Genomic DNA, 12,381 nt, shown 5'->3' on the forward strand with positions numbered 1-12,381 from the left:
GTGCTGCGAAGGCTCCTCGCCCTCTACCAAGAGGCTCACGTCCCCTTCTTCGCCGCCGCCCTGGCCTACTACGCCCTCCTTTCCCTCATGCCCCTCCTCTTCCTCCTGGTGGGGGTCTTCGGCCTCCTCCTCTCGGGAAGCCCCTCCTTGCGGGCGGAGTTCCTGGAGGGGGTGGCGACCTTGGCGCAAAGCCTTTTTCCTGCCAGGCCCGAGCTGGCCCAAGACCTTCTGGGTTTCCTCACCCGGAGCGCCTTCCCCCTGACCCTGGCCAGCGGGCTTCTCCTGCTCTGGTCGGGGAGCAACTTCTTTGCCGCCCTGAGCTACGCCCTGGGGCTTATCTTCGGCAGCCCCCCGGGGCTTCGCCACCGGCTTTTGGGCCTGGTCATGCCCTTCTTGCTGGGCCTGGGCCTCATCCTCCTCGCCCTCTTCGGCCTGGCCGTGGGCTTCCTCCTCCGCTTCCTGCCCCCGGAGTGGCGGGGGGTTTGGGGGCCTTTCCAGGCCCTTTTTCCCCTGGTGGCCGCCTTCTCCCTCTTCCTCTTCACCTACGCCTTCTTCCGGGGGCTTAGGGGCTTCCGCGAGCTTCTCCCTTTGAGCGTGGGGGCAGGGGCCGCCACCCTCCTCTTCGAGGCGGTGCGGCTGGGCCTTCCCCGGCTCCTCCCCCGCTCCCAGTACGAGCTCCTCTACGGCCCCTTGGCGGGCTTCGTCCTGGCCCTCATCGGGCTTTACCTGGTCCTCTGGGTCTTCCTCCTGGGGGCCCTCCTCGCCCGGGCGCTGGAAGAGGCCTAAGGGATTTTGGCGGGGGAGTATGATGGTCCTATGCGCCGGGCCAGGCTAACCCCCTAGGGCGGGAAGGGGCCTGGCCTTCCCTTCCCCTTGGGGAAGGGTTTTTTTGAGGGAGGAGGAGATGGAGAAGTACAACCCCCACGCCATAGAGCCCAAGTGGCAGCGCTTCTGGAAGGAAAAGGGCTTCATGAAGGCCAAGGAGGCGCCCGGGAAGCGGGGCAAGCAGTACGTGCTGGTCATGTTCCCCTACCCCTCTGGGGACCTGCACATGGGCCACCTGAAGAACTACACCATGGGGGACGTCCTGGCCCGCTTCCGCCGGGTGCAGGGCTATGAGGTCCTCCACCCCATGGGCTGGGACGCCTTCGGCCTGCCCGCGGAGAACGCCGCCCTTAAGTTCGGCCTCCACCCCCGGGACTGGACCTACCAAAACATCCGCCAGGCCAAGGAGAGCCTCGAGCTCATGGGCATCCTCTACGACTGGGACCGGGAGGTGACCACCTGCGAGCCCGACTACTACCGCTGGAACCAGTGGATTTTCATAAAAATGTGGGAAAAGGGCCTGGCCTACCGGGCGGGGGGCTTGGTGAACTGGTGCCCCAAGTGCCAGACCGTTTTGGCCAACGAGCAGGTGGTGGAGGGCCGTTGCTGGCGCCACGAGGACACCCCGGTGGAGAAGCGGGAGCTGGAGCAATGGTACCTGCGCATCACCGCTTATGCCGATAGGCTCCTGGAGGACCTCGAGGGCCTGGATTGGCCGGAGAAGGTGAAGGCCATGCAAAGGGCCTGGATCGGCCGCTCCGAGGGGGCGGAGATCCACTTCCCCGTGGAGGGCTCCGAGGAAAGGATCACCGTCTTCACCACCCGGCCCGACACCCTTTTCGGGGCCACCTTCCTGGTCCTGGCCCCGGAGCACCCCTTGACCCTCAAGCTGGCTTCCCCGGAGAGGCGGGCCGAGGTGGAGGCCTACGTGGAGGCTGCTAAGCGCAAGACGGAGATCGAGCGCCAGGCGGAAGGGCGGGAGAAAACGGGGGTTTTTCTGGGGGCCTACGCCATAAACCCCGCCACCGGGGAGCGGATCCCCATCTGGACCGCGGATTACGTGCTTTACGGCTACGGCACCGGGGCCATCATGGCCGTGCCTGGGCACGACGGGAGGGACTTTGAGTTCGCCAAAAAGTTCGGCCTGCCCATCCGCAAGGTGATCGAGCGCCCGGGTAAGCCCCTGCCCGAGCCCCTCGAGGCCGCCTACGAGGAGCCTGGCATCATGGTGAACTCCGGGCCCTTTGACGGCACGGAAAGCGAGGAAGGCAAGAAGAAGGTCATCGCCTGGCTGGAGGAGAAGGGTTTGGGGAAGGCCAGGGTCACCTACCGCCTCCGGGACTGGCTGATTAGCCGCCAGCGCTACTGGGGCACCCCCATCCCCATGGTCCACTGCGAAACTTGCGGGGTGGTGCCCGTGCCCGAGGAGGAGCTTCCCGTCCTCCTCCCCGACCTCAAGGACGTGGAGGACATCCGCCCCAAGGGGAAAAGCCCCCTGGAGGCCCACCCCGAGTTCTACGAGACCACCTGCCCCAGGTGCGGCGGCCCCGCCCGGCGGGACACCGACACCATGGACACCTTCTTTGACTCCAGCTGGTACTACCTGCGCTACGCCGATCCCAAAAACGAGCAGCTTCCCTTTGACCCCGAGAAGGCCAACTTCTGGATGCCGGTGGACCAGTACATCGGCGGGGTGGAGCACGCCGTCTTGCACCTCCTCTACAGCCGCTTCTTCACCAAGTTCCTCCACGACCTGGGGATGGTGAAGGTGGAGGAGCCTTTTACGGGCCTCTTCACCCAGGGCATGGTCCTGGCCTGGACGGACTTCGGCCCCGTGGAGGTGGAAGGGGAGAGGGTGCGCCTCCCCGAGCCCACCCGCATCCGGCTGGAGATCCCCGAGAGGGAGCTTTCCCTGGAGGAGGTGCGGAAGATGGGGGCGGAGCTCAGGCCCCACGAGGACGGCACCCTTCACTTCTGGAAGCCCGCGGTGATGAGCAAGTCCAAGGGCAACGGGGTGATGGTGGGCCCCTTCGTGAAGGAGGAGGGGGCGGATATCGCCCGCATCACCATCCTCTTCGCCGCACCCCCGGAGAACGAGATGGTCTGGACGGAGGAGGGGGTGCAGGGGGCCTGGCGCTTCCTGAACCGCATCTGGCGCCGGGTGGCCGAGGACAAGGAGGCCCTCCTGGCCACCAGCGGGAAGTTCCAGGCGGAGGCCCTGGAGGGGGCGGACCGGGAGCTTTACCGGAAGCTCCACGCCACCTTGAAGAAGGTGACGGAGGACCTGGAGCACTTGCGCTTCAACACCGCCATCGCCGCCCTCATGGAGTTCCTGAACGCCCTCTACGACTACCGCAAGGAGCGCCCGGTGACCCCGGTGTACCGCACCGCCATCCGCTACTACCTGCAGATGCTCTTCCCCTTCGCTCCCCACATCGCCGAGGAGCTATGGCACTGGTTCTGGCCGGATAGCCTTTTTGAAGCGGGCTGGCCCGAGCTGGACGAGAAGGCTTTGGAGCGGGACGTGGTGGAGGTGGCGGTGCAGGTGAACGGGAGGGTGCGGGGAACCATCCGGATTCCCAAGGACGCCCCCCTGGAGGTGGCCAGGGCCGAGGCCCTCAGGGTGAGAAACGTCCAGGCCCATGTGGAGGGCAAGGCCATCGTGAGGGAAATCTATGTCCCCGGCAAGATCCTTAACCTGGTAGTGCGGGGATAGGGAAAAGAAGCCGGGTGGGTACCACCCTGGCCACCTCCTCCTCCACGGGGGTGAGGAAGAGCCCTTCGTCTCCTGCCCAGGCCAGAAGCCGTCCGTAGCCCAGGAGGAACCCTTCCTCGTCCAGGAGCCCATAAAGCCGGTGGGGTTCGGGGGGTTCCATAAGGTACGCGGGCACGCGACCGAGGGGAAGGGGTCGGGGCCTGGCTTCCTGGAAGTGGGCAAAAAGCCTTTCCAGGCGGTTTTTCCGCCTCTCGGCTGGGGTTTTCCTGCGGACCCCCTGAAGGGGCGGGGCCAGGCGTGCCCTTAGGTCCTTGCGCCAGGAAAGGGCTTGGTAAAGTTCCTCCCACCCCAGGATCAGGACCTCGGCGGGTACCAGGGCTTCGATCTGTAAGAGTCGGAACCCGGGGTCCAGGTAGCCATCCGTGTCGGCCATGGCGGGGCTTCCTTTGGGGATGAGACGGGCTAGGCGCAAGGCCCCCACCACCGCTTGCGCCTCCATCCCTCTCGGGGACAGGGCTCCCAGAAGGTAGCGGCGTAGGGGGGTGAGGGTGCCTTCCCGGTAGTGGAAGAGGGTGAAGGCCCCAGGCAGGGCCCCCTGCCCCGGGTCCAGGTCCAAGAGGTAGGCCTCCCCGGCCTTCTCCAGAAGCCTTAGGGCCAGGGTGGACTTGCCGGTATCCGTAGGGCCGGCCAGGAGGAGCATCCCCCTTGAAACTACCCCATGCCCCGGGATTTCGGGGGTCTGTTGAATAACGTATTTTTGCCGTATCGCAAGAAAGTGTTATAATGTGCCCACCATGGGGCTCTGGTTTGAGGAAAGCAGCGAGGAGCGGGCGGTCTTGGGGCCCTTCCGCGAGTTTCTCAAGGCGGAGGTGGCCCCAGGGGCGGCGGAAAGGGACCGCACCGGGGCCTTCCCCTGGGACCTGGTGCGGAAGTTGGCCCAGTTCGGCGTCTTTGGGGCCACGGTGCCCGAGGCCTACGGGGGGGCGGGGCTTACGAGCCGGATTTTCGCCCGCATGGTGGAGGAGGTGGCCTATTATGACGGCGCCCTGGCCCTCACCGTAGCCAGCCACAATTCCTTGGCCACGGGGCACATCCTCCTGGCGGGGAACGAAAGGCAGAAGGAGGCCTTCCTGCCCAAGCTGGCCTCGGGGGAGGTTTTGGGGGCCTGGGGGCTCACGGAGCCGGGGTCGGGCTCGGACGCCGCCGCCCTTAAAACCCGGGCCGAGCCGGTGTCCGGGGGATATGTGCTCAATGGCACCAAGCAGTTCATCACCCAGGGGAGCGTGGCCGGGGTCTACGTGATCGTGGCCCGCACCGACCCTGCCCCAAGCCCGGAGAAGAAGCACCTGGGCCTCTCCGCCTTCGCCTTCTTCCGCCCCGAGCGGGGGCTGAGGGTGGGCCGCAAGGAGGAGAAGCTGGGCCTAAATGCCTCCGACACCGCCCAGCTCCTCCTCGAGGACCTCTTCGTGCCCGAGGAGGGCCTTCTGGGGGAGCGGGGTAAGGGCTTTTACGACGTATTGCGGGTGCTGGATGGGGGCCGGATCGGCATCGCCGCCATGGCCGTGGGCCTGGGACGGGCGGCCTTGGACTTCGCCCTGCGCTACGCCAAGGAGCGGGAGGCCTTTGGCAGGCCCATCGCCGAGTACCAGGGGGTTTCCTTCAAGCTGGCGGAGGCGGCCACGGAGTTGGAGGCGGCGAGGCTCCTCTACCTCAAGGCGGCGGAGCTCAAGGACGCGGGCAGGCCCCACACCCTCGAGGCCGCCCAGGCCAAGCTCTTCGCCAGCGAGGCGGCGGTGAGGGCCTGCGACGAGGCCATCCAGGTCCTGGGGGGGTACGGCTACATCAAGGACTACCCGGTGGAGCGCTACTGGCGGGACGCCCGCCTCACCCGCATCGGGGAGGGGACGAGCGAGATTTTGAAGCTCATCATCGCCCGGCGTCTTCTAGAAGCGGTGTGAAGGTGAGGGGGGTGGGGGTCTTGAGGGCCAGCTGGCCGCAGGCCGCCCCCACGTCCCGCCCTCGGCTCCAGCGGATGGAGGTGGGCACCCCCAGGCGCTTCAGCTCCTCGGCAAAGGCCAGGATGCCCGCCTTGGGGGTGCCCGCCACCGGGGCGCCTTCCCAGGGGTTGAAGGGGATGAGGTTCACGTGGGCGCTTAGGCCCTTGAGGAGCTTGGCCAAAAGCCTGGCCTGCCAGGGATGGTCGTTCAGGCCTTTGAGGAGGGTGTACTCAAAGGTGACCCGCCGCTTGGTCTTTGCGTAGTAGTGGCGCACCGCCTCCAGGATCTCCGCCACGGGGTAGCGCTGGGCGGTGGGGATGATCTTCCTGCGGGTCTCGTCGTCGGGGGCGTGGAGGGAAAGGGCCAGGCGCACCCCCAGATCCTCTTCCGCCAACCGGTAGATCCCCTTGGGGATGCCCACCGTGGAGAGGGTGATGCGCCTGGGGCTCATGGCCAGGCCCTTGGGATGGAGCATGGTGCGGATGGCCTTAAGCACGTTACCCAGGTTCAAAAGGGGCTCCCCCATGCCCATCAAGACCACGTTGCGGATCTCCCTGGGGGAGATGCCCTGGTGGTGGGCGATGGCCAGGATCTGGGCGAGGATCTCCGCCGCGGTGAGGTTGCGGCCGAAGCCCAAGGCCCCGGTGGCGCAGAAGGTGCACCCGGCGGGGCAGCCCACCATGCTGGAGAGGCAGACGGTCTTGCGGTTAGGGTAGGGCATGTAGACCGCCTCGGTCTTCTTGCCGTCCAGGAGGGTGAAGAGGTACTTGACGCTGCCGTCGCGGCTGGGGTAGGCCTCCACCAGGGCGAACTCGGAGATGCGCCATTCCTTGCTCAGGGCTTCCCTCATGCCCTTGGGCAGGTCGGTCATCTCCGCAAAGTCCAGGGCCCCACGGGCGTAGAGCCAGTGGGCGATCTGCGCCCTGCGGTAGCCCTCGCCGGGGAGTTCTTCGGGTGGGAGTTCCAAGATGGGCCTCATGCCACGCCCTCGTAGAGGTCCGCGAGGCTAAGCCTTCCCCCCAGGCAGGGCAGGGCGAAGCTTTCCTCCAGGGGTTCTTCCACGAAGCCCTCCGCCGTCCTGCGGTACAGGGTGCCGCCCCGCCCCTCGCTTTCCAGGAGGAGGTAGCCCTCGAGGCTCGGCAGGTGCAGGTAGCGGGCCAGCTTCTCCCGCCGGTCCTGGGCCTCGGTGCTCAGGGAGAGCACCTCCACCACCAAACAGGGAGCGGTCTCATAGAGGGGATGGGCCTTGGGGCCGCAGACCACCATGACATCCGGGTAGTAGAAGGTGTCCTCCGCGAGCCTGAGCTTCACGGTTTCGCTGTAGACCCGGCACCCCTTGGCCCGGGCCAGGGGCTTGAGGAGGGCCACCAGGTTGGTCACCAGGAGGTTGTGGTCCAGGCTGGCCCCAGCCATGGCGTAGGGAATGCCCCCCACCAGCTCGTGGCGCAGGGGGCTTTCCCTCTCCAGGGCCAGGTACTCCTCCTCCGTTAGGGGGCGCAGGGCCTGCTCGGTCATCGCTCCATTATAGCCCCTCCAGGGGCTTCCCACCGCACTTCCGCTTGGTTCCCAGCGCCATGCCCCTGGCCTGGGCCCCCACGCGGACGCAGTCCGCGTGGGGTGGCCTTAGCGCAGGCGCCCGTACCCTAGGCCCAGGCCCAGGAGGAGGAGGAGAAGCCCCAAGGGCCTGGGCCGGGCCAGGAGCCCCAGGAAGCCCCCAAAGAGGAGAAGGCCCAGGCCCACCCTGGTGCGCCCATGCCGGTAGGCCCGGCCCGAGAGGAAGCCGAGAAGAAGGGGCAGGGCCCAAAGGACCAGGAGAAGAAGACCTGCGATGAGGGAGAAGGAGGCCACGTCAGAGGCGGTGCCCTTCCGGGGCGAACCCCTCCACCCAGAAGCTCCCGTCCGGGCGGTGCTCCTTTTTCCACACGGGGAGGATCTGCTTCACCCGGTCGATGGCGTACTCGCAGGCGGCGAAGGCCTCCTTGCGGTGCCGGGCGGAGACCACGATGGCGATGGAGGCCTCGCCGGGGTCCACCCGGCCCAGGCGGTGCCAGAGGGCGATGCGGCCTAGGGGCCAGCGGGAGCGCATCTCTCCGATGATCTCCGCCATGACCTTTTCCGCCATACCGGGGTAGGCCTCGTACTCCAAAAAGGCCACCTCCTCCCCCCGGTTGGGGCTACGGGTGGTGCCCAAAAAGCTCACCACCGCCCCGTACTCGGGGGCGGTGGCCCAGTCCACCAGGGCCTTCAGGTCCAGGGGGTTTTCCGTGAGGCCGTAGGAGTCCTGCCCCCCCGAGACCGGGGGCAGAAAGGCCACCTCGTCCCCTTCCTTTAAGGGGGTGTCGCTTTGGGCCAGGGCCTGGTTCACCGCCGCCATGCCCCCTTCTAGCCTAAGGCTGGGAAAGCGCGCTTCCAGGACCTCCTTGGCGTGGCGCACCCGGGCGTCTTCGGGGAGCTCCAGGAAAAGCCGGTCGGTGCCGGCCTGCTCCCGGTAGAGGGCGAAGAGCCTCACCTCAACCCGCATGCTGACCAGTATAGACCTGGCTAAGGCTCAAGGCCACGGAGAGGGCCTCGAGGTAGCGCATGCGCATGGGGCCCAGTAGGACCAGCTCCCCCAGCCACTCCCCCTTGGCGAAGCCCGCCTGCACCTGGGAGAGGCCCTCCACCTCCCCCACCCGCACGTCCACCCGGCCGGGGGGCGTGAGGACCTCCTCCCCCTCGCCCTCGTACAGGCCCACCAGGCGCTCCAGGAAGCCCCGGTCTTTGGCCTCGGGCTCCTTCAGGGCTTCCGAGAGCCCCTCCCGGTAGGTGAGGGAAAGCCCGGCGGAAAGGGCCCGGGAGAGGTGGGCGAAGAGCTCCTCCAGGCCCCTTGGGGCCTCGGGGAGGGCGAGGAAGGGGCCGGAGAGGGCCTCCTCCGCCTGCCTAAGCCGCTCTGCAGGTAGGGTCAGGGGCAGCCTGGCCTCCTTTACCCGCCCCCCTTCCAGGACGAAGACCGCCAGGGTGCCCCCCTCGAGGGGGGAGAGGTGTACCTGGAGCACCCTGGGGGACCGCCGGGGCCTGAGGCGCAGGAGGGCGGGGTAGCCGGAAAGCCCCACCGCCATCTTCACCAAGAAGGCCTCAGGTTCCCTGGCCCCCTCCAGGGCCCGCTGGAGCCGCTCCCGGGTAGCCTCGGGAAGGGGTTTTGGGGGGAGGAGGGAAAGGGAGTACTGGCGGAAGCCCTGGCGGGTGGGCACCCGTCCGGCGGAGGCGTGGGGCTTCTGCAGGTAGCCCATCTCCTCGAGGGCGATGAGCTCGTAGCGGCAGAGGGCAGGGGAAAGGCCGAGCCCCTCGGCGAGCCTCGCCGAGGGAACCGGCGCTTGGGTCCTGATGTACTCCTCCACCAGAAGGTGGAGGATGGCCCGCTGCCTCCCCGTCACACCCCTATTGTACCGGGGTCACGGCGGCCTCGTCCTCCTCCCCGGTGCGGATGCGGTAGACCTTCTCCACCGGCAGGACGAAGACCTTCCCGTCCCCCACCTCCCCGGTGCGGGCGGCTTTCAGGATGGCCTCCACCGTGGGCCGCACGAAGGGCTCGGACACCCCGATCTCCAGGCGCACCTTCTCGTGGAGCTCCATCTTCACCGTGGTGCCCCGGTAGGTCTGCACCGCCTCCTGCTCCCCCCCGTGGCCCTGGACCCGGCTCAGGGTGAGCCCCCGCACCTCAGCCCGGAAGAGGGCCTCCAGGACCTCGTTCACCTTCTCCGGGCGGACGATGGCCACGATGAGCTTCATGCCTTACCTCCCATGGGCTTGAGGGCGGGGGGAGCGCTTTCCGAAAGGACCAGCACCGCCCCCTCGCCCGCGGCGTAGGCCTCCTCCCCGTGCTGGGTCACGTCCAGGCCCAGCCCCTCCTCCTTGGGGCTGGCCCGCAGGGGCGTGAAGAGGCCCACTAGCTTAAGGAGGAAGAAGGTGCCCAAGGCGGAGTAGGCCACAGCGGCCGCCACCGCCAAGGCCTGGACACCAAGCTGTGCGGCGTTGCCAAAAAGGAGCCCGTCCGCCACCCCGTTCCAGGCCTTTTCCGCCAGGAAGCCGGTGAGGAGGGCCCCGGTGATGCCGGCGATCCCGTGGGCCCCGAAGACATCCAGGCTGTCGTCCAGCTTGGTCTTGGGCCGCCAGAGGAGGAAGAAGTAGCTGGGGAAGGCGCTCACCGCCCCCAGCACCAGAGCGGACAGAGGGGAGACGAACCCCGCCGCCGGGGTGATGGCCACCAGGCCCACCACGATGGCCGTGGCCAGGCCCACCGCCGTGACCTTGCCCGTGCGCAGGAGGTCTAGAAGGGCCCAGGCCACCAGGGTGGCGGCGGGGGCCAGCATGGTGTTGACGAAGGCCAAGGCGGCCAGCTCCCCCGAGGCCAAGGCGCTACCCCCGTTGAAGCCGAACCAGCCGAACCAGAGGAGGGCCGCCCCCAGGAGGGTAAAGGGGACGTGGTGGGGCAAGAGGGCCTGGCGGCCGTAGTCCTTCCGGGCCCCAAGGACCAAAGCCCCCACCAGGGCCGCTACCCCGGCGTTGATGTGCACCACCGTGCCCCCGGCGAAGTCCAGGGCGCCCAAAGCGCCCAAGAAGCCCCCGCCCCAGACCCAGTGGGCCAGGGGAGCGTAGACCAGGACGCCCCACAGGGTGAGGAAGAGGAGAAGGGCGGGAAAGCGCATCCTCTCCACCATGCCTCCCGTGAGGAGGGCCGCGGTGATGATGGCGAAGGTGCCCTGGAAGGCCATGAAGAGGAGGTGGGGGATCTCCCCCTTGGCCTCGAGGCCCACCCCCTTCAGCAGGGCATGCCCCAAGCCCCCCAGCCAGAGGCCTCCCTCACCGAAGGCCAGGCTGTAGCCCAAAAGGGCCCAGCCCACCCCCACGAAGCCCAGGGCGGCGAAGCTCATCATCATGGTGTTCAAGGCGTTCTTGCTCCGCACCAGCCCGCCGTAGAAGAAGGCCAAAGCCGGGGTCATGAGGAGGACCAGGGCCGTGGAGACCAGCATCCAGGCCGTGGCCGCCCCGTCCACCCCCTCCGCTAAGGCCGCTCCCGAAAGCCCGATTGCCGTCAGCATCCACAGGGTTTTGTGTGCCCTCATGGCCACCCCCTTGGGCGTAGCGTAGCACCGCTGCTGTCAAGTGTCAAGTAAAAGGGTGTCAATGGGCAAATACTACCAGAACAAATAACGCCTAAAGTGGCCAAAAGGTGCATATTGTGCCTGGGTAAATAAGCATATGTCAGCAAGTAGTGGAACACTCCGTCATCAGGATTGCCCCCTCGGCTCCGTAAACTGGAACCCGTGACGTGGGAGGAACTCCAAGCCCGCCTTCGCGCAGGCCAGGACGAGCGCACCCTTTTCCTGCCCCAGGACCTCTCTCCGGAGGAGCTGGCCCGCCACGCCGCGGGCCTGGCCAACCACAAGGGGGGCACCCTCTTCCTGGGGGTGAGTCCCGAGGGCAGGGTGCTGGGGGCCTCGGAGATCCACCCCCTGCAGATCACCCACGCCCTCTTCCAGCTCACCCAGGGCCTCCTCCTGCCCTACGTGGAGGGGGTGGAGGGGCCGGAGGGGAGGGTGCTGGTCCTCCATGTGCCCCAAAGCCCCTCGGCCATCGCCGTGGGGGCGGGGCGGGTGCCTTTTTGGGACGGCAAGCGGCTCACGGAGCTCAAGCTGGGCCAGGCCCTCCCCGAGCCCGACTTCACCGCCCAGGTCCTGCCCGCGGCCAGCCTTTCCGACCTGGACCCGGTGGAGGTGTTGCGCCTGAGGCGCATCTTGGAGGAGCGGGGAAGCAACCTTGCCGCCCTTCCTGACCTGGAGCTCCTCTTTGCCCTGGGGCTTTTGGAGCGGGTGGAAGGGGAGGAGAGGCCCACGGTGGCGGGGCTTTTGCTGGCGGGTACCCCCTTGGCCCTGAGGCGGCTTCTTCCCCAGGCGGAGGTGAGCTACTACTTCCACGAGGCCGAGGAGGGGTATGCCTTCCGGGAGGACATCCTCAGGCCCATCCCCGCCCTTCTGGAGAGGCTACGCGACCTCATCCAGGCCAGAAACCGGGTGCGCTACCTCACGGTGGGGCTTTTCCGCCTCGAGGTCTGGGACTTTGACCAGGAGGTCTACCGGGAGGCCCTCCTCAACGCCCTGGTCCACCGGGACTGGCAGAGCCAGGACGCCATCCAGGTGCACCACTACCCCGACCGCCTGGAGGTTTCCAACCCCGGGGGCTTTCCCCCAGGCATCACCCCGGAGAACGTCCTCCGCCACCCCCCGAAAAGGCGCAACCCCCGCCTGGCCGAGGCCCTCTACCGGCTGGGTTATGTGGAGCGGGCGGGAAGCGGGGTGGACAAGATGTACCGCCTCCTCCTCAAGTACGGCAAGGAGCCCCCGGAGTACCGCCTCTTCCCCGAGGCCCTCACCCTGGTCCTCTACAACCCCGAGCTGGACGAGGCCTTCGTGCGGGAGCTGGCCGAGGCCCAGGAGCGGTTTGGGGGCTTCAGCCTGGACCACCTCATCGCCGTGGGGCACCTGCGCCGGGTGGGGGAGGCCACCCTCGAGGAGTTGGCCCGGGCCCTCCAGCTTCCCGAGGAGGCCGCCAGGCGGGTCCTCGTCCGCATGGAGCGCATGGGCCTCCTGCGCCGGGAGGGGGGGAGGTACCACCTGGCCCGGAAGGACCCCTTGGCGGAAAGGCTTCTTGCCCTCTTGGACAGGCCCCGCCCCCGCCGGGAGCTGGAAGCCCCTTTGGGCCTTTCCCCGCGGGAGGCCTTGGCCCTTCTGAACCGCCTCATCCGGGAGGGCCGGGTGGAGCGGGTGGGCCGGGGGGCGGCCACCCGCTACCGCAGGAAGGGGTAGG

The 12,381-nt window shown here is 67.8% G+C and carries 12 protein-coding genes; 4 read left to right on the plus strand and 8 right to left on the minus strand.

What is annotated here, in order from left to right; all coding sequences use genetic code 11:
* On the plus strand, positions 1 to 786 hold the full coding sequence (locus L1087_RS05600) for a YhjD/YihY/BrkB family envelope integrity protein (protein ID WP_038041025.1): 786 nt from the start codon (positions 1 to 3) through the stop codon (positions 784 to 786).
* Between the two features lie 118 nt (positions 787 to 904).
* The gene (gene leuS, locus L1087_RS05605) at positions 905 to 3,541 is read left to right on the plus strand and encodes a leucine--tRNA ligase (protein WP_234558089.1); all 2,637 of its coding nucleotides are present in this window, start codon (positions 905 to 907) and stop codon (positions 3,539 to 3,541) included.
* Here leuS and L1087_RS05610 read toward each other — a convergent pair.
* Positions 3,519 to 4,241, minus strand: coding sequence for a Clp1/GlmU family protein (locus L1087_RS05610; protein WP_234558002.1), 723 nt, complete (start codon positions 4,239 to 4,241; stop codon positions 3,519 to 3,521). The two genes, leuS and L1087_RS05610, sit on opposite strands and share 23 nt — an antisense overlap.
* A 94-nt stretch (positions 4,242 to 4,335) precedes the next feature.
* Here L1087_RS05610 and L1087_RS05615 point away from each other — a divergent pair, with 94 nt between their 5' ends.
* Positions 4,336 to 5,499: an acyl-CoA dehydrogenase family protein gene (locus L1087_RS05615; protein WP_234558003.1), complete on the plus strand. Its 1,164-nt coding sequence runs from the start codon at positions 4,336 to 4,338 to the stop codon at positions 5,497 to 5,499.
* On the opposite strand, the gene rlmN is transcribed toward L1087_RS05615, so the two are convergent.
* From rlmN to L1087_RS05650, 7 genes are all read right to left on the minus strand, one after another.
* On the minus strand, positions 5,468 to 6,517 hold the full coding sequence (gene rlmN, locus L1087_RS05620; protein WP_234558005.1) for a 23S rRNA (adenine(2503)-C(2))-methyltransferase RlmN: 1,050 nt from the start codon (positions 6,515 to 6,517) through the stop codon (positions 5,468 to 5,470). The two genes, L1087_RS05615 and rlmN, sit on opposite strands and share 32 nt — an antisense overlap.
* Positions 6,514 to 7,053, minus strand: a complete 540-nt coding sequence (locus L1087_RS05625) for a Uma2 family endonuclease (protein ID WP_234558006.1) — start codon at positions 7,051 to 7,053, stop codon at positions 6,514 to 6,516. The genes rlmN and L1087_RS05625 overlap by 4 nt, the downstream gene beginning before the upstream one ends.
* 108 nt (positions 7,054 to 7,161) lie before the next feature.
* Entirely contained in the window at positions 7,162 to 7,386 is a 225-nt protein-coding gene (locus L1087_RS05630; RefSeq protein ID WP_038041020.1) for a hypothetical protein, read from the minus strand.
* 1 nt (position 7,387) lies between these two features.
* Entirely contained in the window at positions 7,388 to 8,059 is a 672-nt protein-coding gene (locus tag L1087_RS05635) for a molybdenum cofactor biosynthesis protein (RefSeq protein ID WP_038041019.1), read from the minus strand.
* Positions 8,049 to 8,951: an HrcA family transcriptional regulator gene (locus tag L1087_RS05640; RefSeq protein WP_234558007.1), complete on the minus strand. Its 903-nt coding sequence runs from the start codon at positions 8,949 to 8,951 to the stop codon at positions 8,049 to 8,051. The genes L1087_RS05635 and L1087_RS05640 overlap by 11 nt, the downstream gene beginning before the upstream one ends.
* A gap of 4 nt (positions 8,952 to 8,955) precedes the next feature.
* The gene (locus tag L1087_RS05645; RefSeq protein WP_135259216.1) at positions 8,956 to 9,306 is read right to left on the minus strand and encodes a P-II family nitrogen regulator; all 351 of its coding nucleotides are present in this window, start codon (positions 9,304 to 9,306) and stop codon (positions 8,956 to 8,958) included.
* Entirely contained in the window at positions 9,303 to 10,616 is a 1,314-nt protein-coding gene (locus tag L1087_RS05650) for an ammonium transporter (RefSeq protein WP_407702040.1), read from the minus strand. The genes L1087_RS05645 and L1087_RS05650 overlap by 4 nt, the downstream gene beginning before the upstream one ends.
* Positions 10,617 to 10,841: 225 nt before the next feature.
* Between L1087_RS05650 and L1087_RS05655 the strand changes: the two genes are divergently transcribed.
* Positions 10,842 to 12,380 (plus strand): ATP-binding protein, encoded by a 1,539-nt coding sequence (locus L1087_RS05655; RefSeq protein ID WP_234558009.1) that lies wholly within the window; start codon positions 10,842 to 10,844, stop codon positions 12,378 to 12,380.
* Position 12,381: the final 1 nt, after the last annotated feature.

It is taken from the genome of Thermus tengchongensis, assembly GCF_021462405.1.
GTDB classification, from domain to species: Bacteria; Deinococcota; Deinococci; order Deinococcales; family Thermaceae; genus Thermus; species Thermus tengchongensis.

Bases quoted from the DNA above. Each gene is read 5' to 3' on its own strand.
- leuS (WP_234558089.1), top strand. From the start codon at position 905: ATGGAGAAGTACAACCCCCACGCCATAGAGCCCAAGTGGCAGCGCTTC.
- L1087_RS05610 (WP_234558002.1), bottom strand. From the start codon at position 4,241: ATGCTCCTCCTGGCCGGCCCTACGGATACCGGCAAGTCCACCCTGGCC.
- L1087_RS05615 (WP_234558003.1), top strand. From the start codon at position 4,336: ATGGGGCTCTGGTTTGAGGAAAGCAGCGAGGAGCGGGCGGTCTTGGGG.
- rlmN (WP_234558005.1), bottom strand. From the start codon at position 6,517: ATGAGGCCCATCTTGGAACTCCCACCCGAAGAACTCCCCGGCGAGGGC.
- L1087_RS05625 (WP_234558006.1), bottom strand. From the start codon at position 7,053: ATGACCGAGCAGGCCCTGCGCCCCCTAACGGAGGAGGAGTACCTGGCC.
- L1087_RS05635 (WP_038041019.1), bottom strand. From the start codon at position 8,059: ATGCGGGTTGAGGTGAGGCTCTTCGCCCTCTACCGGGAGCAGGCCGGC.
- L1087_RS05645 (WP_135259216.1), bottom strand. From the start codon at position 9,306: ATGAAGCTCATCGTGGCCATCGTCCGCCCGGAGAAGGTGAACGAGGTC.
- L1087_RS05650 (WP_407702040.1), bottom strand. From the start codon at position 10,616: ATGCTGACGGCAATCGGGCTTTCGGGAGCGGCCTTAGCGGAGGGGGTG.